The sequence below is a fragment of the Mesorhizobium sp. M0938 genome (genome assembly GCF_040319125.1).
In the GTDB taxonomy this organism is placed as follows: Bacteria; Pseudomonadota; Alphaproteobacteria; order Rhizobiales; family Rhizobiaceae; genus Mesorhizobium; species Mesorhizobium robiniae.
Genome location: NZ_JAMYNS010000013.1, coordinates 156,397 through 179,216, shown reverse-complemented (window position 1 = coordinate 179,216; position 22,820 = coordinate 156,397). Strand labels below are relative to the sequence as shown.

Genomic DNA, 22,820 nt, shown 5'->3' with positions numbered 1-22,820 from the left:
TCCGTGTCGGCAAGGGAGCGAGAACCATATGCAGGACGTATTCATCGTGGCCGCCAGGCGCACGCCAATCGGCAAGCTCAACGGCGCCTTCGCCGGCATCCCTGCCGCTGACCTCGGCGCTGCCGTGATCGGCTCGCTGCTGGAAGAGACCGGGATCGAAGGCGACGCGGTTGGCGAAATCATCATGGGCCAGGTGCTGACCGGCGGCGCCGGCCAGAATCCCGCCCGGCAGGCGGCGCTGAAGGCCGGCATTCCGGTCGGCGTGCCGGCGATGACCGTCAACAAGGTCTGCGGCGCCGGCCAGAAGTCGATCCACCTCGCCGCCCAGGCGATACGCTGCGGCGACGCCGACATCGTTATCGCCGGTGGCCAGGACTCGATGACGGAGGCGCCGCATCTGATCTACGGGGCGCGCCGCGGCATCAGGATGGGCGATTCTGAGATCAAGGATTCGATGATCGTCGACGGCCTATGGGACGCACCCAACCAGGTACATATGGGAGTGACCGCGGAAGGCCTGGCGCGGCGCTACCAGATCACCCGCGACGAGCAGGATCGCTTCGCGCTGGCCTCACAGGAAAAGGCCGGCGCCGCGATCGCTGCCGGCCGGTTCGCCGGCGAGATCGTGCCGGTGACGGTCACGGTGAAGCGCGAGGAATTTGTCATCGCAACCGACGAGCATCCCAATCTCGGCTCGACGCTGGAAGGCCTGTGCCGCTTGCGACCGGTCTTCGCCCCGGAAGGCACCGTCACGGCGGGCAATTCATCCGGGCTGAACGATGGTGCGGCGGCTGTGATGGTGGTTTCGGAAAAGCGCATGATCGAACTCGGCCTGACGCCGCTGGCGCGCATCGCTTCCTACGCATCGGCCGGCGTCGAACCGATGGATATGGGCCTGGGGCCGGTGGCAGCGTCGCTCAAGGCGCTGGACAAGGCCGGCTGGACGGCGTCCGACCTCGACCTGATGGAGATTAACGAGGCCTTCGCCGCGCAGGCGATCGCGGTCAATCGCGAGATGGGCTGGGACAGCACTTTGATTAACGTCAATGGGGGCGCGATTGCGCTTGGGCATCCGCTGGCCGGCTCCGGCTGTCGCATCGTCGTCACGCTATTGCACGAAATGCGCAAGCGCAGCGTAAAGCGCGGCTTGGCGTCGCTGTGCATCGGTGGCGGACTTGGTGTCGCTATTTGCCTGGAGCGCTCATCGTAGGAACGCGTCCGTTCCGACAGGCGGTAGCCGGGCGCGCAAGAACATGCCTTTTGCCTGTTCGGCCGGAACCAGACTGCCGTTCGGGCAAGGCCGTCTTGTCGCCAGCTGAAGCGAAGCAAGCGAAAAAGCGCCTTGCGTCGATGTTCCGTTCGTGTAAAACGATTTTCGGAAATCGTTTTACGCGATTGTGCGAGTGGCGACCTGGAGGAGACAGGATAAGGTGACCGCTTCCATAAAGGATGTCGCGAAGCAGGCTGGTGTCTCCCCTGGAACCGTCTCGAACGTGTTCAGCGGCAATCGCGCTGTGCGTCCCGATCTTGTTGCTCGCGTACGGAAGGCGGCCGAGGATCTTGGCTATCAGCCCGACCGCGCTGCTTCGCAGCTGCGCGCCGGCAAGGCGCGTGTTGTCGCGGCACTCGTGCCGGACCTGAACAACCCATTCTTCACCGGATTGATCGCGTCCATCGAAGCGAGTCTTCGCGATGACGGGATGGATATCATCGTGGCCAGCTCGAACGGAGATCCGTTTGAGGAACAAGCGCGCCTGTCGGCGCTGCTGGCGTGGCGTCCGGCCGGCCTGGTCGCGGTGCCTTGCACCGACGATTTTGCCTGCCGGGATCTTATCGCCCGAGCCAGCGTGCCGTGTGTCGTCGCAGATCGCGTGCCCAATCTATTCGACGGCGACGCCGTGACCGTCGATAACATCGATGCCGGGCGAAAGGCTGCCGAACATTTGGTGGGACTTGGCCATCGCGATATCGTCGTCGCCGCTTCTACGCTGAAGTTAAAGAACATCCGCGAACGGTGCGAAGGCATCGAGCAGGTATACGCGTCGCGCGGCCTGGCGAAGCCGACATTGATCGAGGTCGGCCTCGATTTCGAAACGGCGTCCGATCGGCTGGCCGGGTTCATGGAGGGCGATCAGCAGCCCACTGCCTTTCTCGCCTTGACCAATTTCGGCACGCTGGGGGTTCTTGCCTCGCTCCAGAAATGGGGGCTGAGCGTTCCTCGCGACATATCTGTGCTGGGGTTCGACGATTACTCCTGGATGCGTGCGGTCGTTCCCCCGCTGACGGCGATTCGACAGCCGGTCGAGGAAATGGGCCGCGAAATCTGGAGCCGGTTGAGGGCCCGGATCGGCGGCTCCACGGAGCCGGGCTTCCGTTTGAAATTGAGCTGCGAACTTGTGGTACGCGCGTCAACCGCGCAACTGGCCGCGCGCGCACCGCGAGCTGCGCGCGGAGATCCGTCTGGGAGGAGACTGCCGGCGCAAGACTGAGAACGCACTCGCCGGGCCTGTGCTCGGGCGAGCTACCTCTGAACACATCAGCAATTCCGGACGCGGGGGAGATTCCCGTGAAGGGCTGAGCTTTGCCGACGCCGAGGCGCCGTCGCGAAGCTTGAATCGCAAAGCGCCAGCAATTGGAGGATGACATGAAGAAGGCGACACTGTTCGGCTCGATTTCCGGGGCGGCGCTGCTAGCAGCGTCGACGGTAACGGGACAGGCACAGGGCATCGACTGGAAAAGCCAACTCGGCGACCACAACGGAAAGACCGTGCGAGTGATGACGATCACGGATCCGTTCATCGACTCCATGAAAAAGACGACCGACGGCTTCACCAAGCTCACCGGCGCAAAAGTGGAGATCGATGGCTATGGCTACGACGCGCTGCACGAGAAGGAGTTGATCGTCTGCTCGCAGAACGACAGCAGCTACGATGTGCTGCTGATCGACGGCATCTGGATCGGTGAATTCGTCGAGGCCGGCTGCATCGACAGCGCCGAAGAGCAGATTTCTGGCGGCGACCCCAAAGTGTTTGCCTGGGACGACTTCACACCTTCGGCAGCGGGCCAGGCGAGCTGGGATGGGCAGCGGATGTGCGTCCCCGTCGGCATCTACTACGAGCTCATGTATTATCGGACCGATCTCTTCGAGCAGGCTGGGATCGAGGTGCCCAAGACCTTCGAAGACCTGAAGAAGGCGGCACAAACCTTCACGAACAACCCGAAGTTTCCTGGCGTCTATGGCTACGCGATGAACAACAAGCGCGGCGCCGCTGCCGGACAGCAGTGGTTCGAATGGATTTATAGCGCGGGCGGCAAGCCCTGGGCCTCCAACGACATCGGCTCCGCAGAACCCTATGCGGACCAGACCCCCCTCTTCAATTCCAAGGAATCGGTCGACCTCGTCCAGTTCTTCAAGGACATGGTCGCCTACGGGCCGCCGGGCGTCGAATCCTTCGCGTGGGATGAACGTGCCAACGCGTTCGCGGCTGGCAAGCTGGCCATGATCAATGACTGGTCCGTGCGCGCCCAGATCGCGAACGATCCCAGTCAGAGCCAGATAGCTGGCAAGTTCAAGGCTGCCCTGATGCCACACAAGGACGGCGGCAAGACAGTCTCGCCCGTCGGCGGCTGGATCGCCTGCGTCAATGCCCACGGCGCACAGAAAGACGCCGCGTGGGACTACCTCAAATGGTTCGGCAGCCCGGAGGTGCACAAGGATTTCGTGCTGGCGGGCGGACCCCCGAGCCGCCTCTCGGCAATGGCCGACAAGGATGTCCAAGCGAAGTATCCGTGGACTGAAGTTCTGCTCGAGGCGCAGAAGGATTCCTGGGTCGAGGTGCGTCCGCGTCACCCGCTGGCGTTCCAACTGATCGATACGGTCGGAGCAGATGTCAACAAGGCGATCATCGGCGAGGTTACCCCACAGGCGGCGATGGACAACGCCAACAGCCAGGTCACCAATCTGCTGAAGCAGAACGGTTTGCTGAAATAGCCTGCTGCTACTGCGGCAGGGTCTCCCGCCTGACCGCAGAGCGGGCGGCCGGACCTTTCAAGGTCCGGTCGCCATCTTCCACATGAGGATCATCGACCATGACCCTGGCGCCATCGAACGTGAAAATCTCAAGCCATGCGAGCCGTCGCGCCTTCTGCCTGGGCGATCGCTTTCAAATGGCTGCGTTCATCGGGCCGACCTGTGTGTTCCTCGCGCTTCTGACCGTCTGGCCGTTTCTCTATTCCGTATATCTCAGCCTGCATTCTGTGAAGCTGACCGCCCTCAAGCGTGCCGTCTTCGTCGGTCTCGACAACTATGTGAACCTGTTCGCGGACGGACTTTTTCTGCGGGCGATGTGGAACACAGCGCTGCTGGCGGTCGTCTCGATCATCTTTGAAATCCTGATCGGCTTCGTGGTCGCGAAGGCGTTTGTAAGCCTGGCCCACCTGAAATGGGCGAACGGCCTGCGTTCGCTTTTTCTTATGCCGATGATGGTCACGCCGCTGATCGTCGGCATGATCTTCTCCTATATCTTCAACCCTGTTCTAGGCATAGCAAACTACATCCTGGGCGGCGTCGGCATCGCCCCCGTATCCTGGTTCGGCGCCTCGACGACGGCGATGTTCTCCATCCTCCTGATCAATGTCTGGCAGTGGACACCGTTCATGATGCTGCTGATCATGGCCGGACTGTTCTCGATCCGCTCCGATCTCTATGAAGCCGCCCGCGTCGACGGTGCAAAATGGCACCATGTGCTGCGGTTTCTGGAGATCCCGTCCATTCGCGGCATCGTGCTGCTCGGCATCATTCTTCGCGTAATCGATACGCTGCGCTTCTTCGACATAATCTACGTCACCACCAGAGGGGGACCGGGCGATTCCACGATGGTGCTGACGCTGTATGCCTATCAGCAGAACTTCCAGTATTTCCAGGCAGGGGTCGGATCGGCTGCGGCTGTGATCATTCTCGCTATCTCCATCGTCATCACAACATTCGCAGTTCGGCTGCTACGGAGGATCGAAGATGAATAGTCCCCTTCGCCGTCGCGACTTGGCACCGCTGGCTCTGGTTCTCCTCTTCGTATTCATCTCGATCGCACCACTGCTGTGGATGGCGCTTGGCGCTTTCAAGCCGACCGCGCAGATCATCGCGATTCCGCCGGTGTGGATTCCCGATTTCACCTACCTGCAGAATTTTCGCGATGTCCTCACCCAATTCTCGCCCTTCATTCTGAATTCACTGATCGCGACGGTCGGCGCCACCGCGCTCGCACTGGTGCTGGCGGTTCCGACTGCTTTCGGTCTGGTTACGTTCAGGTTTGCAGGCAGGGACGCGATCGCCGACTGGATCTTGTCGACACGCATGATGCCACCCATCGCCGCAGCCGTTCCGCTATTTGTCATCTTCCGTGGCGCAGGCCTCCTCGACACCTTGCCTGCGCTGATCATCGCTTACGCCGGTTTCAATCTTCCATTCGCCGTGTGGATGTCGATGTCATTCGTGCGGCGAGTCCCGAAGGAACTCATCGAGGCTGCCCGCCTCGAAGGGTGCTCCTGGTGGCGTGTGTTGTGGGAGGTTGTGCTGCCGCTGAGCCGCAGCGGCCTCGCAGCGGTGGCAACCTTCGTTTTCATCTTCGCCTGGAACGAATTCATGCTCGCATTGTTCCTGACCACCCGAGAGGCCAAGACCTTCCCGGTCGTCATCTCGTCATTCATCGGAACCGGCCGCGTCTACTGGGAGTACATCACGGCCGCGTCCGTCATCCAGTGTCTGCCGCCCGTCCTGTTTTCCTTCTTCATGCAAAAACACATCGTGTCCGGCATCACCATGGGCGCGGTGAAGGACTGAGCCATCCAAGCAAGCGACGCAACGGAAAGACATGCCATGATCCCAATTCGCGGAAAGAACAAATCGGCGCTTGTCACAGGCGCCTCGCGCGGCATCGGCCGTGCCATTGCAGAACGATTGGCTGCCGAGGGGTACCGCGTTTTCGCCAACGACCTGCGGGCACGCAGCGCGGAACTCGACGACTTGGTCAAGACGGTCGGCTCCAGCGGCGGTCTATGCGAACCGGTTTTTTGCGACGTCAGCGATCCGGCTTCCGTCAGCGCGATGGCAGACGACTGCCTGTCCAAGGCTGGCAATTTGGATGTCCTGGTCAACAATGCCGGCGTGCTGTCGGTCCATCCCGTGGACGAAATCGAGCCCGAGGAATGGGACCGGATGTTTGACGTCAATGTCAAGGGCACGTTCCTCGTCACCAAGGCGCTGCTCGCGCATTTCCGCGCGAAAGGCGCCGGCCGCATCGTCAATATTGCGTCCATCGGAGGAAAGCGCGGCGGGCCCGGCCAGTCGCATTACTGCGCATCGAAGGCGGCCGTCATCAACTTCACCCATGTTCTGGCGATGGAGGTTGCGAGGGACGGAATTACGGTGAATGCGGTCTGCCCCGGCATCATCGACACGGATATGGGGCGCAACAATTACCGGGACGCCGAATCTTTGCGAAGGGTCGAGGAGAAGACGGCGATGGGCCGCCTGGGATACCCGGCCGACGTGGTGGGCGCGGTGGCGTTCTTCCTCTCCGACGACGCTGCTTTCATCACCGGCCAATCGCTCAACGTGGATGGCGGGATCATTTTCCACTGACCGACGGCTTCGTCGAGTCGGCCGGCAGCATAAGGGAGACCAGGAATGGGCGAGATCACACTGGACGGCGTAGTCAAGCGCTTCGGAGCGCAAGAGGTCATCCGGGACGTGAGCCTGACGGTGAAGGATGGCGAGTTCGTCGTGTTCGTAGGACCCTCCGGCTGCGGCAAGTCCTCGCTGCTTCGCTTGATCACGGGCTTGGAGGAGCTTTCCGCCGGCCGCATCCTGATAGACGGGGTCGATGTTTCGGGCAGGCCGCCTTCCGAACGGCACCTCGCGATGGTTTTCCAGTCCTACGCGCTTTTTCCGCACATGACCGTTGCGCAGAATATCGGCTTCGGTCTTCGCGTCGCTGGAACCCCGAAGAAGGAGCTCCAAAGCAAGGTCCGCGCGGCCGCGCAGACGCTCGCCCTGGAGCCCTATCTGGAACGCTATCCGCGTCAATTGTCCGGCGGCCAACGTCAGCGCGTCGCCATCGGCCGCGCGATCGTCAGGGAGCCGGAGGCTTTCCTGTTCGACGAGCCGCTCTCCAACCTCGACGCGGCGCTACGGGTGCAGATGCGCCTCGAGCTCATTCGTCTCCATGATGATCTCAAGACCACCATGGTCTACGTCACTCATGACCAGGTCGAGGCGATGACGATGGCGGATCGGATCGTCGTGCTGAACGGCGGCCGCGTCGAGCAGTTCGACACGCCGATCGCACTTTACGACACACCGGCAAACAGCTTCGTGGCCGGATTTATCGGCTCACCGAAGATGAACTTCATCCCGGCCCGCGCCGCTGGCCAGAGGACGGTGGAATTTGCGCGCGGCACGGTCGACATACCGCGCCTCAAATCGCCGCTCCCTGCGGGCGAGGTCTCCTTCGGCGTGCGGCCGGAGCACCTGCGCTACAGCAATACGTCCGGCCTTTGGCGCGGCCGAATCCTGATCGAGGAACAGCTTGGCAGCGATGCCTTCTTCACTGTGGAGGTCGACGGACTCGGCCCGTTGACCGTCAGAGCCGTTGGCGAGCGCGGTTACCGGCGAGGTGACATGATATTCCTAACCCCGGACGCTGCACGCAGTCATGTCTTCGATGAGGCTGGTGCAACCCTGTCGCATTGCGAAGCCTAACATCGCGGCTGTTTCATTCATTCCACCACAGAAGAGGTCCTAGACATGTACATGGAGAAGCTTCGGCTAGATCAACGATTGGCCGTCGTGACCGGCGGCGCTCGCGGGATCGGGCTGGCGATCGCGCACGCCCTGTCAGAGGCAGGCGCTCGCCTTGTTCTCCTGGACCGCGACCCCGACGTGCTCGCCGGCGGTCGTGCCGAATTGGCCGGACATGGTTTCGAAACAGAAGCCCATCTCGTCGACGTCACCGATTCAGAAGCGGTGCGCCAGGTCGCGGATCGAATTGCCGAGAAACATGGTGTGATCGATGTCCTCGTCGCCAACGCCGGGATCGGTCGTCCGCCCGCTGCGGCCGAAGATGTCTCGGACGAAGACTGGCTGGCCGTCAACGACGTGAACCTCAATGGCGTGTTTTGGTGCAATCGCGCTTTCGGCCATCATATGCTCGCGCGCCAAAGGGGTGCGATCGTCAATATCGGTTCCATGTCCGGATCGATCGTGAACCGTCCGCAAGGGCAATCCCATTACAACGCGTCGAAGGCAGCCGTTCACCACCTGACCAAGTCGTTGGCGGCCGAATGGGCAGAGCGTGGTGTCCGCGTCAATGCGGTAGCTCCGACCTACATCGAGACGCCCCTGATAGCGCATGCCGAGGCGAGCGGCCTGGCTGATATATGGCGTCGGGACACACCGATGCACCGCTTCGGGCAGGCCCACGAGGTTGCAAGCGTCGTGCATTTTCTCGCGTCCGATGCCGCCAGTCTCGTCACTGGCGCGATCGTGCCGGTGGATGGCGGCTTCACCTGCTGGTGAGCCAGTGTCGCAGCAGTAAACAGCACCTGATTTCAAGGAACATCGAAAGGAATGACAATGAATAAGCTGGGGGTTCATGCGCTGGTCTGGGAGGCAGGCTGGAGCCATGACGAGTGCGCGCGTGCCATTGCAAAAACTGCTGAGGTGGGGTTCGACTACATAGAGGCCCCGGCGCTCGATCCGGACTCCATCGACGTCGATTTCACGCGTCGCCAGTTGGAGAAGAACGGCATCGGCATCAATCTTTCGTTGGGCCTGGACGCCGACACCGACATATCGAGCGGCGACAAAGCAAAGGCGGCCCGCGGCAAGGCGAAGTTGGAACAGGCGCTAAGCGTCGCACGCGATGTCGGCGCGACGCATGTCTGCGGTATTCTCCACTCGGCCTTTCAAAAGAACGCAGGTCCGACCACCGCCGATGGTGTCGCGATGTCAGCCGACATACTCCGGCAAGTCGCTGAAACGGCCGCCAAGAGCAGCATCACACTCGGTCTCGAGGTGGTCAATCGCTACGAATCCAATGTGCTCAACACAGCTTCCCAGGGTGTCGAGCTGTGCAAGCGTATCGGCGCGCCCAACGTCAAGGTGCACCTTGACGTGTACCATATGAATATCGAGGAATCTGATATTCCCTCGGCGATCAAGGAGACTGGTGACTATCTCGGCTACTTCCATACCGGCGATTCGCATCGCGGTTACATGGGGTCCGGGAGCATCAACCTCGCCGAAGTGTTCCGAGCCATAGTGGCTTCCGGTTATGACGGTCCGATCGCATTCGAGAGTTTCTCCTCACGCGTCGTCGGTCAGCCGCTCGAAGGTATTCTGGGCATCTGGCGCAACCTTTGGGAAGACGGGCACGACTTGGCGTCGCACGCACTGATGTACACGCGCGCGCAGCTGAAATCCGCACAGGAGAGTCTGAGGCAGGCGGAACGCAGTCGTCTGCCATGAACAGTGCGCCGTTCCGGTCAGTGGACATCGATCTCCCATCGTTCTCCAGCTACCTGCGCGAAAGCCAGGGGCCTGCACGGCGTCTGGTGGCCATTGCCGGAGCACCTGGGTCGGGCAAGAGCGCGTTCGCGAACCGGCTGCGCGCGGAACTCAACACTGCTTGGCGCGGGATCAGCCAAATCGTGCCGATGGACGGCTTCCATTTCGATGATCGGGTCTTGGAGGAGAGAGGGGACCGTGCACGCAAGGGTGCTCCGCATACGTTCGATGTAAATGGTCTCCTTGCCATGCTCGATCGGCTGCGCGCCGATGATGGCACCGACGTCGCTATTCCCGTGTTCGATCGCGCACTCGAGATTTCGCGTGCGGGTGCGGAGATTGTGTCGCCCTCAATGCGGATCATCCTGGTCGAAGGCAACTATCTGCTGCTCGACGATCCGAAATGGGCGGCATTGATGTCGCGGTTCGACGTTGCGATATCGCTTAGCGTTCCGCGGTCAATACTCGCCGAACGACTGACGGCACGATGGCAGAGCCTTGGGCTTTGTCCCGAAGAAGTCTTAGCCAAAGTGGAGGCCAACGATCTGCGCAATGCAGATCTCGTGATAGCCAGGAGCAGGCCAGCGAATTTCGTGGTGCGGAATTTTTGACGGGCCTTCGGGATGCGGCCGCGCTCGCAGAAGACTTCAAGGCGGTCAAATACCTCGTCCTGCAAGCATGTTTTCGATATCGGCCAGCAACTCTCGGTTAATTCCGGTTGCGATGCGCCTCGAAGCGAAGTGCTCCACCAGCGCGCCGCTTCGAAGATTGCCGGCGGCACCGGGAGCATAGGGGCAGCCACCCAGGCCGCCGGCAGAGGAATCGAAGACCCTGAGCCCGAGGTCCCAGGCGGCATCGACATTGGCGAGCGCCAGGCCGCTGGTATCGTGGAAATGGCCGGCAAGCCGTGCAGCCTCTGCTTCCTCGAGGGCCGCCAGAACCATGGCATGCACCCGCTCCGGCGTCGCCCTGCCGATCGTGTCGGCGACGGCGATTTCGGCGCAGCCGAGATCGCGCAGCCGGGCAACGATTTTCGCAGTCGCGCCGGGTTCGATCGGGCCTTCATAGGGACAGTCGACGGCGCAGGAAACATAACCCCTCACCGGCAAGGCATGCTCAGCGGCCAGCGCCATCACCGGCACGAAACGGGCGAGCCCCTCTTCGATGGTGCAGTTGGTGTTTCGCTTCGAAAACGTCTCCGAAGCGCTGGTGAACACCGCAAGCTCCTGTGCGCCGGCCGCGATCGCGGCGTGGGCACCGTGCTCGTTAGGCACCAGTGCGGACAGCGCAAGCCCCGGACGCCGCGCGGCACCGCGCATGACTGCGTCGTGGTCGGCCATCTGCGGCACCCATCTCGGCGAGACGAACGCTGTTGCCTCGATACGGGCAAACCCGCAATCGGCCAGCATGGCGATCAGGCGCAGCTTCTTAGCCGTCGAGAACAGCCGCTTTTCGTTCTGCAGCCCATCGCGCGGGCCGACCTCGACGATGGTGACCTGCCGGTCGCTGCCGGGCGGTTCAATGGACGGCGGCATACATGATCTTTTCTTCGGAAGCCTCGTCGATGGTCATCTCTTCGACGATGCGGCCCTGGCGCGCCACCAGGATGCGGTCCGACAGGTTGAGGATTTCAGGCAGATAGGACGAGATGACGACGACGGCCGCGCCCGCATCGGCAAGCCGCTCGATGATCTGGTGGATCTCGGCGATGGCGCCGACATCGACCCCGCGCGTCGGCTCGTCGAAGATGATCAGCGACGGCGCCTGGATCAGTGATTTGGCGATCACCACTTTCTGCTGGTTGCCGCCGGAAAGTTCGACCACGCGCGCATTGGCGCCGATCGAGCGGACCTTCATCGTCTCGATCCATTCGGCCGATTGCCGGCGCGCCTCATTGAGGCCGATCACCGAGACCGGATTGGAGCCCTTGGCCAGTTTGCCAAGGAACACGTTCTGGGCGATGCCCATCGTGTCGAACAGGCCGTCGAGTTTGCGATCCTCGGTGATGTAGGCGACGCCGCGCCGCACGGCCTGCCGCGGAACGCGGAAGCGCACCGCCTCGCCACGCAGCATGATGCGGCCACCATGGAAGAAATCGCGCTTTAAAACGCCCGCAGCGATCTTCATCATCTCGGTGCGGCCGGCGCCGACCAGGCCGAACAGCCCGGTCACCTGGCCGGCAAACACCGACAGCGTGGCGCTGCGCACCGCCTTACCCATCGAGACGTTTTCGAGCGCGAGCACTTTTTCGCCTGGCCGGCGTGCGACGCGTTTGGCTGCGGCGTCGCCATAGAGCGCATCGGTCAGTTGCCGGCCGACCATCGCCTGGACGATTTTCTCGCGGGTGAAATTGCGGGCGGCGTCGGTCACGATCAGCGCGCCGTCACGCAGGACGCTGATGCGGTCGGCGATCGACAGCGCCTCCTCCAGCGCATGCGAAATGAAGATGATGGAGGCGCCCTCGCCTTTCAGCCGTTCGACCAGGGTGAAGAAGTGCTGCTTTTCCTCCGGCGTCAGCGTCGCCGTCGGCTCGTCGAAGATGAAGATGCGGGCTTTGTGGTGGACGGCGCGGGCGATCTCGACCATCTGCTTCTTGGCCGCGCCGAGCGTCGACACCAGCGCGGTCGGCTCGACATGGAAATTCAGCCGCTGCAGATGCTGCTGCGCCTTGATGTTGATGCCGCGCAGCCGGTTGAAGAAGCCTTCCTCGCCAAGGAAGATGTTCTGGGCGACGTTCATCGACGGGATGAGATTGGTTTCCTGGAACACCATGGCGATGCCGTGTTTCATGGCATCGGCCGGCGACGAAAAGCTGACCGGCCTGCCGTCGATCAGCATCTCGCCGGACGTCAGCGGATAGAGGCCGGCCAGCACCTTGGTCAGCGTCGATTTGCCGGCGCCGTTCTCGCCGAGCAGCGCATGAACTTCGCCATGCTGCAGCGTGAAATCGACGTCGCGCACGGCCGCGTTGCCGGCGAACGCCTTGGTAGCTTTGCGGAACTGGACGACGTCGGTCGCGCAAGGGTCAGTCATGTGCAACCCCGCCAGATGTCGCGCCGGCCAGGCGCAGCAGCGTGCCGGAGCCGCGCGAGGCGGCGTAGACGCTGCCGTCGTGTTCACAGATGGAAGTGACGCCGTGCATGCTGCCGTCGGCGCGACTGTGCCAACTTTCCCTGGGCTGGCCGCTGTCGTCGCAGCGCGCGATGAGGCCATAAGAGCGTGACGGCGCCCAGGGCTTCAGCACGCCCATCTGCCGGACGGAGCCCTGGCTTAATGGCTGGTCCGGCCGCGCCGACCCGGCGAGCTCCGGTCCGATCCACTCGCCGGGATCTATCGTCGCCATCATCTCGCGGCGATAGTCGTCCTCGCGCAGCACCAGTTCGAAAAGCTGGCGGCGCGGCGCAAACAGCGCCATCCAGAAACCGCCCTGGGAGGCGGGCGACAGGCGTGACGGATAGGCCGGCAGGTCCTCCAGGATTGCCACCGGACGCGGGGATTTCGGATCGATGGCAACGATGCGGTGGCGCCAGCTTTCACTGACCGCCAGACGGCCATTTCCGAGCATGACCGCGCCGTTTGGAAATGCCAGTCCGGCTGCAAGCTCACGATGGGAACCCTCGGCCGGATCGATGGCGAGGACCATGCCGCTCCTGCCGCCTTCCATCAGGTCGCGCTTCCAGTCACGCGCCGGGTGCTTGCGTGAACCGACGCAACCGAAGAGCGTGCCGTCCACTGCAAAGACGCCAGCGGTAAGGCAGGACGCCATATCACCCGGCAGGTGGATATGCTTCCAGGCGCCTGGCTGCCCGATCCGCAGGCCCTCCCCCTCGATGCCCACGGCAAGACGACCATCGGGCGCCGATGCGACAAAGCTGATCGGCGCCGCGAATTCCGCTATCGCGACAGGCGAAGCACTCGCTTCGTCAAGGTCGACCCGGAAAAGCGTGCTGCCGCTGCTGCACAGCAGCCCACCCGGCGACGAGACGAGATTGTCGATCGCAGAGAGCGACACGAGCCGCTCCGCCTCTTCCAGCCGATTGTCCGGCTTGAAGACGCCGTCCATGGCCGGCACGCTGATGCCGGCATCATCAGCCGCAAACAGCCGGCGGACGAATGTGCTGAAGCCGGCCATCAGCGCTTCCCCCAATAGTCGTCATGCGCCGTCCATTGGGGATCGGCGCCGGCGATGCGGACGCGGCCGATGCGGTTGTTGGAGACGCCACCCAGATAGAGCCAGCCCTTGTGCTCGCAGGTCGACGTGATCGAGGGATGGTTTTCGCCGGTCTCGTCCCAGAGCGCATCGATGATCTCGCCTGTTTCCGACACCCGCAGCACGCAGCCGCGATTGATGTTGGGGAACAGCCATTCATCAGCGGCGATGCGCTTGGCCATGCGACGGCGAAAACCCGGTTTGCGCATGGCCAGATCGAAGGTCCTGGTGCGCATGCCGAGCAGCGCGATCCAGTAGGTGCCATCGGAGCCGCGGTTGAGATTGTCCGGATAGCCCGGCAGGTTGTCGAGGAAGATTTCACGCTTGCCCTTGTTTGGTCCATCGAACCAGTAGCGACTGATGCGGCACGCCCATGTCTCGGCAAAGAGCAGTGAATGGCCGTCGCGGCAAATGGTGACGCCGTTGGGGAAGATCAGGCCGCGCAGCACGGTGCGGGTAGAGCCGGTCCTGGGATCGTGGCAGATCAGCCGCCCATTGCCCCTGCCCTCCAGCGCATCGACTGCCCATTCCGACATCTCGTAGCGGATCGTCGCTTCGCTGAAGAAGATCCGCCCATCCGGTGCGATGTCGAGATCGTCGGGAAGCCGTAGGCGCGAATCGTCGATCACCGACAGCAGGCTGCGATTGGTTTCGTCGGTGACCTTCGCCACCTTTCCGTCCGGCGAGACACGGTAGACGCCCATGCCGCCGACGCAGGTGAGAAGATCGCCATTCGGCGCGAAGGCGAGACCCAGCGGATGACCGCCAATGCGGGCGAAGACTTCGTTCCGTGTATAGTCGGGCGCAAGAAAACGGACGACCGTACCGTGGCGTGTGCCGGTATAGAGATTGTCGTCGCGGTCGAGCAAGACGTCTTCGGGACCCTCAACTACGCCGAGTCCGATGAGCTCTGCCGCACCAAGCCTGTCGTTGACGGCAAGCACGTCGGTTCCGGTCTGCGGCGTCAAATTCGGCAACTTCAGATAGGTCGGCGAGACATAGACCTTGCTCAGCAGCTTGCCGCGGTTCTTCACCCATTTCGCATCGAACAGCACCGCTGCGATCAGCACCAGGCCGAGGATCAGCTGGTTGACCGAGCCCGGCATAGACAGGCGGATGAGGCCACTGGTCAGGATCAGCACCAGGATTGAGCCGATCACCGCATTGCCGACCGAACCGCGGCCGCCACCCAGCGAAACGCCGCCGAGCACCACGGCGGTCAGCACGGAAATCTCCAGCCCGATGCCGGTGTCGGCGCCGGTGCTGCCGAGCCGGGCGGAAAAGAGAAAGGCAGCGATCGCGGTCAGCAGGCCCGATGCGACATAGGCAAGGCAGACGGTCAGCTTGACGTTGACACCGGCATTGTAGGCGGAGCGGCGCGCACCACCGACGGCCCGCAAACGCCATCCCGGCCTCAGCCGCGACAGGACGATATGCACGCCGATGGCAATGACGGCGAAAATGGCGAAGGAAACGGGCATGCCGTAGAAGGTGCCGAAGCCGATCAGGTCCCATGTCGGGGAGACCGGCATCGAACCGACGATCGCGCTGGCAAGCCGGGGAAAGATGATGTCGTAGAGCGCCCTGTAGATGACCAGCGTCACCAGCGTGGTGATGAAGGCGCGCAGCCTGAGATAGCCGATCAGGACCCCGTTGAGCAGCCCACAGACGAGGCCGGTGGCGAGCGTCGCAACCAGCGCGACACCGACCGGCAGGCCGAGCACATTCATCGACACCAGGGCGGCCAGCACGCACAGAGCGAACACCGAGCCAACCGAGAGATCGATGCCGCCCGACAGGATGACGATCGTGAGCGCCAATGCGATGAGGCCGAATTCCGATACCTGGCGGGCGAGATCGGTAAGATTCCCGACTGAGAGATAGCCGGGGATGATCCAAATCATGACGAGAATCGTGACCACCAGCGCCAAAGCCGGAATGACGTTGTCGATCCAGCTCTTGGTCAGCAACTCGCCGAACAGGCGGTCGGGCAAAAGCCGGTACCGCAGCCGTGAAAGCGCATCGCTGGTGGCCATCAGTCAGGAATTCCCTACTTCAGGTCGTCCAGCGTCCAGCAATTGCGCTGGTTGACGTTGGCCTTGGTGATCTGGGTCAGCGGATTGAAGTAGAGCGTCTTGGTCTCGCCCGCGGCGCTGTCGGAAAGCAGCAGCCGTGCGATCTCGGCATTCAGGATCTCGCCCTGTTGTGGCACATTGTAGCTGATGTAGAGATTGAACAGGCCCTTCTCGACATTCTCGCAGCCGACCTTGTTGCCGCCGCCGCTGGTGACGAGGAAGACCTGGGCGCCCTTGCCGGCCTGCTGGATGGCCGACGCCGTGCCGGTATCCTGATTGTCCCAGATGCCGATGGCGCCGCACAGATCCGGATGCTGCTGCAGCACCGTGTCCATGATCGAGCGCGCCTTTTCCGGATTGTATTCGGTGGCCTGCTGCGAAACCACCTGGATGTCGGGATGCTGGTTCAGCACGCGATAGATGCCGTCGAGCTGGAACACGTCGGACGCCGCCGTCGGCACCCCGGTGTCGATCGCGACCTTGGTCGAAGCGCCCTTGCCGGGGCTGCATTTGTCGACCACGGCCTGCGCCGCCTGCTCGCCGATCTCGGTCCAGTCGGCGCCGACATAGGAATCGGTCTGGGTGTTCGATTCCAGATTGATCTGCACCACCTTGATGCCGGCGGCCTGCGCCTGCGCGAGCAGGCGGGCATAGGACTGGATGTCGGGATTATGCGCGACGATCAGGTCCGGTTTCTCGCTGATCAGCGATTGCAGCGCGCGGGTTCCCGCATCGGTGCTCCAGGCTGGGTCGCGGATTTCGAAACTGTATTTCAGGCGTTTGGCCTGCTGTCGCATCACCGCGGCCCAGCCTTCGGTCAGATCGAAGCCCATCGACAGCGGCAGGAAGACGACCTTCTTGCCTTCCAGCGTCTTGCGGAACGTCGTAGAGCGCGGATTTTCCAGGCCTTTGTCCTGGGCGCTGGCAGCGGCGATACCTGCAAGCGCGATACAGGCCGCGGCGAGCCATTTTGTCGTTTTCAGAAGTCGCATGGTTTCCTCCCATTGCATTTTGGCGTTGAAATTGCTGTCAGAGATCCCCTTGTTGGGATGTCTGCTCGTCGCGCGGATTGACGAGCGAATCGATGACGATGGCCAGGAGCAGGACCACGCCCTTGACGAGGTTCTGGATCGTGTAGGCGATGTTCATGATCGTCATGCCGTTGAGCAGGATGCCGACGAAGATCGTACCCAGAATGACGTTGCGGACCTTGCCATGGCCGCCATTCAGGCCGATCCCGCCCAAAACGACGACCAAAAGGATGTCGTAGATCATCGTCGAATTGAAAAGCCGGGCATTGATCGCCGACGCCGACGAGGCGAGCACCAGTCCGGCGCCGTAGGCGATCAGCGCGCTGATCGCGTATTGCGCAACGATTATCGGCCGGGTGGAGATGCCGGTGATCCTGGCCGCGCCCGGATTGTTGCCAATGGCATAGGTCTGCCAGCCGAACCGCGTGCGGCTGAGCACAAGGTGCAGCGCCAGGCAAAGCATGGCGAAGATCACCACCGTCACCGGAACGCCGAGGATGCGGCCTTGGCCGATCAGCGAAAACCATGCGGCACCCGGCGGTACGTTCTGCATCTCCAGCGTGAAGAAAAAGGTCCTGCCGAGGCCGTAGATGACGGAGCCGGCAGCAAGTGTCGCGAAAATGGGGGCGACTTCGCCGAAGGCGATCAACGTCCCGATCAGCACTCCGGCACCGACCGCAAACAGGGCGCCGATCAGTAATGCGAACTCCAGCGAATATCCCGAGCGTGCGATCACAAACGCCCAAGACACCGACACGACCATCGTCGCGATCATCGAGACGTCGATGCCTCTCGCAACAACGACCAGCGCCATACCTAGCGCCAAGATTCCGAGGATAGAGACGCTCCTGACCAGAGTGAGAATGTTGCCGGCGCTGAAAAAGGACGGCAGCAGGAGCGAGAACAGCACGAAAGCCAGGACGGCCAGCAGAAGGACGATGCCTTCCTGGCTTTTCAGCAGGTTTTTTAGCCCTGCAGGACCATGGTTTGCGGTTGCTTCGCTCACCGCTCAGCCTTCCCTTTGCCAAGTCGCAGGAGAATTTCCTTCGCGCGATCGACACGGACGTCATGGTTGGCAGCAAGTTCCTTCGCAACCGTATCGATGTCCGCGCCGGTTGCGCCGGCCACGATCGCGATATTGCGGGCATGCAGCGCCATGTGCCCGCGCTGGATGCCTTCGGTTGCCAGCGCCCTGAGCGCTGCCATGTTCTGCGCAAGGCCAACGGCGACCGTAACCTCGGCAAGCTCTTGCGCTGTCTTCACGCCGAGCAATTTCAGTGCGGCGCGCGCGGCCGGATGCGTCTTGGTGGCACCGCCGACCAGGCCTAGCGCCATGGGCATCTCCAGCGTGCCGACCAATGCGCCGGAGGCGTCGATTTCCCAGCGGCTCAACGATGTGTATCGCCCGCTACGCGCAGCCCAGGCATGCGCGCCAGCTTCGATCGCGCGCCAATCGTTGCCAGTCGCGACCACGACGGGGTCGATGCCGTTCATGATGCCCTTGTTGTGCGTGGCCGCCCTGTACGGATCGGCGATTGCGAGCGCGCAGGCCTCGACAATGCCGGCGGCCATCCGCTCGCCGGTGAACTCCTTCGTCGCCAGCGCATCCTGCGTCAGGCGCACCCGCGCTCGCGCCAGTCGCAGATCGGCCAAATTGGAAAGTATGCGCAGCCGCACGACACCGCCGGATATCCTCTCGATCATCGGCGCAACGGCTTCGGCCATGGTGTTGACTGTGTTGGCGCCCATTGCATCGCGTACGTCGACGAGAAGATGCAGCACCACCATCGGCCCGACGGTTGTGTCTTCAAACACCTGCACTTCGATGTCACGGCAACCACCACCGAGCCTGATCAAGACCAGGTCGTTTTCGTTGGCCGCAGCTACGATCTCGTCGCGGCCCGACAAAAGCCGGGCACGTGCTCCATGAGGATCGGACAGCCCAAGTATCTGTATTTGCGCTCGCATGATCGGCGCGGTGCTGGACGTCTCGAAACCGCCACAGCCGCGGGCGATGCGCGCCATGAACGATGCAGCGGCGACCACGGAGGGCTCTTCCACTGCCATCGGGACGAGACAATCGCGTCCATTGATGGTGAAGTTGGTGGCGACGCCGAGCGGAATCTCAAACGTGCCGATCACATTCTCGATCATGCCGTCGGCAATGTTAAGCGGCAGCGCGCCTCCCCCACGCAAGGCATCGCGCTCCATCTGAGAGAGCCCGGCAAGGTCGCCGACCGTCCCCAGGCGATCGGCCGGCGACAGATCACGGAACTTTTCGATGCGGGAATTCAGCCGCGGCTCAACGCCTTCCTGGACAGTCCCCATCACCAACGCCTCCCTAGGAATGCTATTTTCTTGTTGAGCCAGCTATCGTCCAACTGATACCATCAGGCAAGGTACAGTTTTAAGAAACAGTCGCGCACTGTACCAGTGCATTTTCGGGCACACTGTCAAAAAAGGGATCGAAGATGACGCGCGCCGAAGCCGTAGCCAACGAGATCAGAAGGCGCATTGAGACGGGTTCTCTCACCACCGGCGCCAAACTTCCATCGATACGCAAGGCGGCCGAGCAGTTCGACGTTTCGAAAAACACGATTGTCGACGCTTACGACCGCCTGGTATTCGCTGGAATCGCGTTGTCTCGGCCAGGCGCAGGCTTCACGGTAGTGGAACGCGGCCGGCAGAAGCCGGGCGAGCGTCCACGCCATGTTGCAGAGGCAGTAGACATCGCTTCGCTGCTCAACGCACAATTGGAGGAGAGCTTTTCCATTCGCGTTGGCGACGGGCGCCCCCCGGCGTCGTGGATGGAGGAATCGGAGGTGCGGCGTCATCTCGGGCTGCTGGGCAGAAATCATCGGTCCAGCAGCGACGGATATGGTTCGGCGATGGGGCTGCCGGCGTTGCGCGAGCGGCTAGCCTTCGACCTCATTGAACGCGAGGTACAGGCGACGCCTGAGCAGATCTTGCTGACGTTCGGCGCCAACCATGCCTTGGATCTGATCATCCGCCGCTTCCTGGTTGCCGGCGATACGGTGCTGGTCGACGATCCCGGCTATTATCCGCTGTTCGCCAAACTGAAGCTGGCGCAGGTCGGCATGGTGGGCGTGGCGAGAACCCCGACCGGTCCAGACCCCGAGGATCTCGCCGGCAAGGCCGAGCGTGAGCGCCCGAAGATTTTTTTTACGCAATCGCTTGCGCATAATCCAACCGGCAGTTCGACCAACCTTCCGACGGCCCATTCGATCCTGACCATCGCTTCGCGATACGACATGCTGGTGGTCGAGGATGACCCGTTCATCGATCTTCCAACGGTGCGGGGCGTCGGCCTAGCACCGCTCGATCAGTTGCAGAACGTCATCTGCGTGCGCACCTTCGCCAAGACGCTCTCTGCCAGCCTGCGCTGTGGCTATATCGCGGCGCGTCCCGACATTATTGCTTCACTGGCCGAGTTGAAGATGCTGACGACCGTCAACAGCTCAGGACACGTCGAGCGGCTAATCCATGAGCTGATCAACGAGGGCCATTATCGCAGACACCTGAAGCGCCTTGGACAGCGGGTGCGCCAGGCAACCGAGATGGTCGTGCCTCGTCTCCAGAAGACAGGCCTGAAGCTCTTTGCCGAGCCGACCGGCGGATATTACGTTTACCTGGAACTGCCGGATCAAATCAGCGACATCGCACTTGCTCGGGAAGGAGCTCGCGAGGGGATTTTCATCGCGCCGGGCACGGTGTTTTCACCGGAACGTCAACCGGCCAAGGCAGGTATCCGCGTCAACGTCGCTTGGGCCTCAGATCCTCAGTTTTTTGATTTTTTGCTTCGAGCAACAACCGCGGGTTCAATCCAGCCGTGACGATACAGCGCCCGTAAAAAACAGGCCTTCTCCAATTGTCGCTTTGGGCCCCCGTTCGCGGTATGCACATGAATAGGATCCCGCGGGCTCTTCACGCGCGACAGCGACGTAACTGCTGGCACCATGTTCGCTGCCCGCGATTTGTACACGGTTCCCAGCCGTCAGGATGTGATCTCCACCAGCGAGCCATCAGGTGTTCGCGTCACCGCTTCATAGTAACCATCTCCGGTCATGCGCGGCTGCGAGACCAATAAACCGTCTTCGTCAAATCGCCTGGCAAGGGTGTCCACGGCTTCACGTGAGCCGACGGAAACCGCGACATGCGCCCAGCCTGGGATTTCTGGGGCGCCCCGCCCGACGTCGTCGGGAACCCACGGGCCGGTCATCAATTCGATGGATGGTCCTGCGTTCAATTCCACGAACCGAGATGCAAAGCCTCGGCGTCGCCGACTTTCATAGCGCTCGCCGATCCTGGCGTTGAAATATTTTGACCAGAAAGCTGCGGATGTTTCCAGGTCAGCTGTCCAAAGTGCCACATGCGTTACCTTCATTGGATTGACAGCCATGCCGACGATCCGGACCGGAACGCCTCAAACGCATTTGAAACGTCACGTCCGTTCACCACCACGGTCGAACGCGGTCTATTGAGCGACGAGGGCATCGGCGTTGATCTCCACATTGCGTATTGCGTCTGCCAACCGGTGGTCAGGCAAATCGCCCGACCGGACTGCCTCAACGATGTGCTTGGCGACGTCGTCTATCCTGCTTGCCGGAAGCAGGATGAGATCGGCCCCCGCTTTCACCGCGGCGACCGCGGTTTCGCCATCAGAGAGGCCTCGCAGCATTGCAACAGCATCTATATCGTCGCTGACGATGATGCCGGTAAAGCCAAAATCGTGGCGCAGCATGTCGATGGTTTTCTTCGAGCGAGAGGATGGAAATTCCGAATCAATGGCGGGTACCAGCGCCGGGCCGGTCATGATCGCGCGGACGCCTGCTTGGATCGCCGAGCGGAAAACCTCAAATCCGGGGAGGAGGTCTTGCGCCGTCCCTCGAACGTCCGCGAGTTCGATTGCCGGGTCGCCCGTAATATCATGGTGGCCGGGAAAGTGTTTGGCCACCGCCACGACGCCAGCACTCTGGACACCGCTGATGATCGCCCTCGTGAGGCGAGCGACCTGAACCGCATCCGCATGAAGGGTGCGTCCGCGCAGCCAAGGATTGTGACCCGTGAGGACATCGACCACCGGACCGAGGAACATTCCGACCCCGAACTCCCTCGCCTTCCGACCAATGTCGTGCGCTCGTTGGCGAATTGTCTCATCCGGCATCGAGAGCAGTTCCGCCCGATCGCCAAAGCTCGGCGCCAGACCATGGAGACGTTCGATCCCGGCCGGCTCCTGATCGAGCGCGATCATCACCCCGTCGGCGCGGCTGGCCACGTCGCCAGCAAGACGCTGGAAGTCCTCCGCTCTTTCACAGGCACGTCTGGCATCGCTCATTCGGCGCGAAACATATTCGGCCCGCGTCTCGCCGAGCAGCAGAGATCGACCACCTTCGTCGAAATAGCGCTTCAAATCATCGGTCAATTCCAGGCCGTCGATAGCGGGAAGGAGAACCGCGCGGGCGTTGCGTTCGATAATGTCCACGTCTTTTCCCTTGCAAATGTGTTCGAACCAGAAAATTTGCCGCGGCCGATGCACAGAAGAATGCTTCGGCCTGAAGCTTGGATACAGTCACGGGTTTTCTGACGTTCCGCCCGGCGTTGTGGCAGCCGCAGGTCTGAGCGATATCAACCCATCCCGACCCGAGTCGCTGGCCTTGCGTCGACCGCAGACTTCTTCTCGCGCTTATTCTGCGTCGTCGGCCGCTTCGCAAAGTTGCGCGCTATACGCATGGGATACTTCGGAATACGCCAAGCACTTAATTCTGGATAACTCGACGTTCTCCTGATTTGTGCGGTTTATGAAAGCCACGATTTTTCCTCCGAAAAAATAGTACCCCACCAACGAAAATAGCATCAGGCTCGCCAGAGCTGCGATTGGAATTGAACGCTTTTTTCGGGCTCGATTCACCATTGGCTTT

The 22,820-nt window shown here is 61.9% G+C and carries 20 protein-coding genes; 11 read left to right on the top strand and 9 right to left on the bottom strand.

All coding sequences use genetic code 11. The features are described from left to right. The first annotated feature begins 28 nt into the window (after window positions 1-28). From NKH73_RS22660 to NKH73_RS22615, 10 genes are all read left to right on the top strand, one after another. Window positions 29-1,210: an acetyl-CoA C-acetyltransferase gene (locus tag NKH73_RS22660; RefSeq protein ID WP_352936418.1), complete on the top strand. Its 1,182-nt coding sequence runs from the start codon at window positions 29-31 to the stop codon at window positions 1,208-1,210. Between the two features lie 193 nt (window positions 1,211-1,403). Further along, window positions 1,404-2,489 carry a LacI family DNA-binding transcriptional regulator gene (locus NKH73_RS22655; protein ID WP_352936416.1) on the top strand — a complete coding sequence of 362 codons (1,086 nt, stop codon included), beginning with the start codon at window positions 1,404-1,406 and terminating at the stop codon, window positions 2,487-2,489. A 155-nt stretch (window positions 2,490-2,644) separates the two neighbouring features. Further along, window positions 2,645-3,991 (top strand): extracellular solute-binding protein, encoded by a 1,347-nt coding sequence (locus tag NKH73_RS22650; protein WP_352936414.1) that lies wholly within the window; start codon window positions 2,645-2,647, stop codon window positions 3,989-3,991. Window positions 3,992-4,089: 98 nt separating this feature from the next. Then, window positions 4,090-5,022, top strand: a complete 933-nt coding sequence (locus NKH73_RS22645; protein WP_352936412.1) for a carbohydrate ABC transporter permease — start codon at window positions 4,090-4,092, stop codon at window positions 5,020-5,022. Further along, the gene (locus NKH73_RS22640) at window positions 5,015-5,839 is read left to right on the top strand and encodes a carbohydrate ABC transporter permease (protein WP_352936410.1); all 825 of its coding nucleotides are present in this window, start codon (window positions 5,015-5,017) and stop codon (window positions 5,837-5,839) included. Before NKH73_RS22645 ends, NKH73_RS22640 begins: the two co-directional genes overlap by 8 nt. Window positions 5,840-5,875: 36 nt before the next feature. Then, on the top strand, window positions 5,876-6,640 hold the full coding sequence (locus NKH73_RS22635) for an SDR family NAD(P)-dependent oxidoreductase (RefSeq protein ID WP_352936408.1): 765 nt from the start codon (window positions 5,876-5,878) through the stop codon (window positions 6,638-6,640). Window positions 6,641-6,685: 45 nt separating this feature from the next. Then, window positions 6,686-7,759 carry an ABC transporter ATP-binding protein gene (locus NKH73_RS22630; RefSeq protein WP_352936406.1) on the top strand — a complete coding sequence of 358 codons (1,074 nt, stop codon included), beginning with the start codon at window positions 6,686-6,688 and terminating at the stop codon, window positions 7,757-7,759. Window positions 7,760-7,804: 45 nt separating this feature from the next. Further along, window positions 7,805-8,575 (top strand): SDR family NAD(P)-dependent oxidoreductase, encoded by a 771-nt coding sequence (locus NKH73_RS22625; protein ID WP_352936404.1) that lies wholly within the window; start codon window positions 7,805-7,807, stop codon window positions 8,573-8,575. 57 nt (window positions 8,576-8,632) lie between these two features. Further along, window positions 8,633-9,526 carry a sugar phosphate isomerase/epimerase family protein gene (locus NKH73_RS22620; RefSeq protein WP_352936402.1) on the top strand — a complete coding sequence of 298 codons (894 nt, stop codon included), beginning with the start codon at window positions 8,633-8,635 and terminating at the stop codon, window positions 9,524-9,526. Then, complete coding sequence (locus NKH73_RS22615) at window positions 9,523-10,176, top strand: nucleoside/nucleotide kinase family protein (protein ID WP_352936400.1); 654 nt, start codon at window positions 9,523-9,525, stop codon at window positions 10,174-10,176. The genes NKH73_RS22620 and NKH73_RS22615 overlap by 4 nt, the downstream gene beginning before the upstream one ends. A 45-nt stretch (window positions 10,177-10,221) precedes the next feature. On the opposite strand, the gene NKH73_RS22610 is transcribed toward NKH73_RS22615, so the two are convergent. From NKH73_RS22610 to NKH73_RS22580, 7 genes are read right to left on the bottom strand one after another with little or no spacing between them, the layout of a single operon-like run. Then, window positions 10,222-11,100: a hydroxymethylglutaryl-CoA lyase gene (locus NKH73_RS22610; RefSeq protein WP_352936399.1), complete on the bottom strand. Its 879-nt coding sequence runs from the start codon at window positions 11,098-11,100 to the stop codon at window positions 10,222-10,224. Further along, window positions 11,084-12,598, bottom strand: a complete 1,515-nt coding sequence (locus tag NKH73_RS22605; protein ID WP_352936397.1) for a sugar ABC transporter ATP-binding protein — start codon at window positions 12,596-12,598, stop codon at window positions 11,084-11,086. The genes NKH73_RS22610 and NKH73_RS22605 overlap by 17 nt, the downstream gene beginning before the upstream one ends. Then, window positions 12,591-13,697, bottom strand: a complete 1,107-nt coding sequence (locus tag NKH73_RS22600; protein ID WP_352936395.1) for a hypothetical protein — start codon at window positions 13,695-13,697, stop codon at window positions 12,591-12,593. The genes NKH73_RS22605 and NKH73_RS22600 overlap by 8 nt, the downstream gene beginning before the upstream one ends. Next, window positions 13,697-15,811 carry an ABC transporter permease gene (locus tag NKH73_RS22595; RefSeq protein ID WP_352936393.1) on the bottom strand — a complete coding sequence of 705 codons (2,115 nt, stop codon included), beginning with the start codon at window positions 15,809-15,811 and terminating at the stop codon, window positions 13,697-13,699. Before NKH73_RS22595 ends, NKH73_RS22600 begins: the two co-directional genes overlap by 1 nt. Before the next feature lie 14 nt (window positions 15,812-15,825). Continuing rightward, window positions 15,826-16,842: a sugar ABC transporter substrate-binding protein gene (locus NKH73_RS22590; RefSeq protein WP_352936391.1), complete on the bottom strand. Its 1,017-nt coding sequence runs from the start codon at window positions 16,840-16,842 to the stop codon at window positions 15,826-15,828. 37 nt (window positions 16,843-16,879) lie between these two features. Continuing rightward, window positions 16,880-17,887, bottom strand: coding sequence for an ABC transporter permease (locus NKH73_RS22585; protein ID WP_352936389.1), 1,008 nt, complete (start codon window positions 17,885-17,887; stop codon window positions 16,880-16,882). Further along, complete coding sequence (locus tag NKH73_RS22580) at window positions 17,884-19,209, bottom strand: hydroxymethylglutaryl-CoA reductase, degradative (protein WP_352936457.1); 1,326 nt, start codon at window positions 19,207-19,209, stop codon at window positions 17,884-17,886. The genes NKH73_RS22585 and NKH73_RS22580 overlap by 4 nt, the downstream gene beginning before the upstream one ends. Before the next feature lie 143 nt (window positions 19,210-19,352). On the opposite strand from NKH73_RS22580, the gene NKH73_RS22575 reads away from it, so the two are divergent. Beyond that, window positions 19,353-20,735: an aminotransferase-like domain-containing protein gene (locus NKH73_RS22575; protein WP_352936387.1), complete on the top strand. Its 1,383-nt coding sequence runs from the start codon at window positions 19,353-19,355 to the stop codon at window positions 20,733-20,735. Window positions 20,736-20,896: 161 nt separating this feature from the next. Here NKH73_RS22575 and NKH73_RS22570 read toward each other — a convergent pair whose 3' ends face one another. Further along, on the bottom strand, window positions 20,897-21,301 hold the full coding sequence (locus NKH73_RS22570; protein WP_352936385.1) for a VOC family protein: 405 nt from the start codon (window positions 21,299-21,301) through the stop codon (window positions 20,897-20,899). Between the two features lie 75 nt (window positions 21,302-21,376). Continuing rightward, window positions 21,377-22,384 carry a glycoside hydrolase family 3 N-terminal domain-containing protein gene (locus NKH73_RS22565; protein ID WP_352936384.1) on the bottom strand — a complete coding sequence of 336 codons (1,008 nt, stop codon included), beginning with the start codon at window positions 22,382-22,384 and terminating at the stop codon, window positions 21,377-21,379. Between the last annotated feature and the right edge of the window lie 436 nt (window positions 22,385-22,820).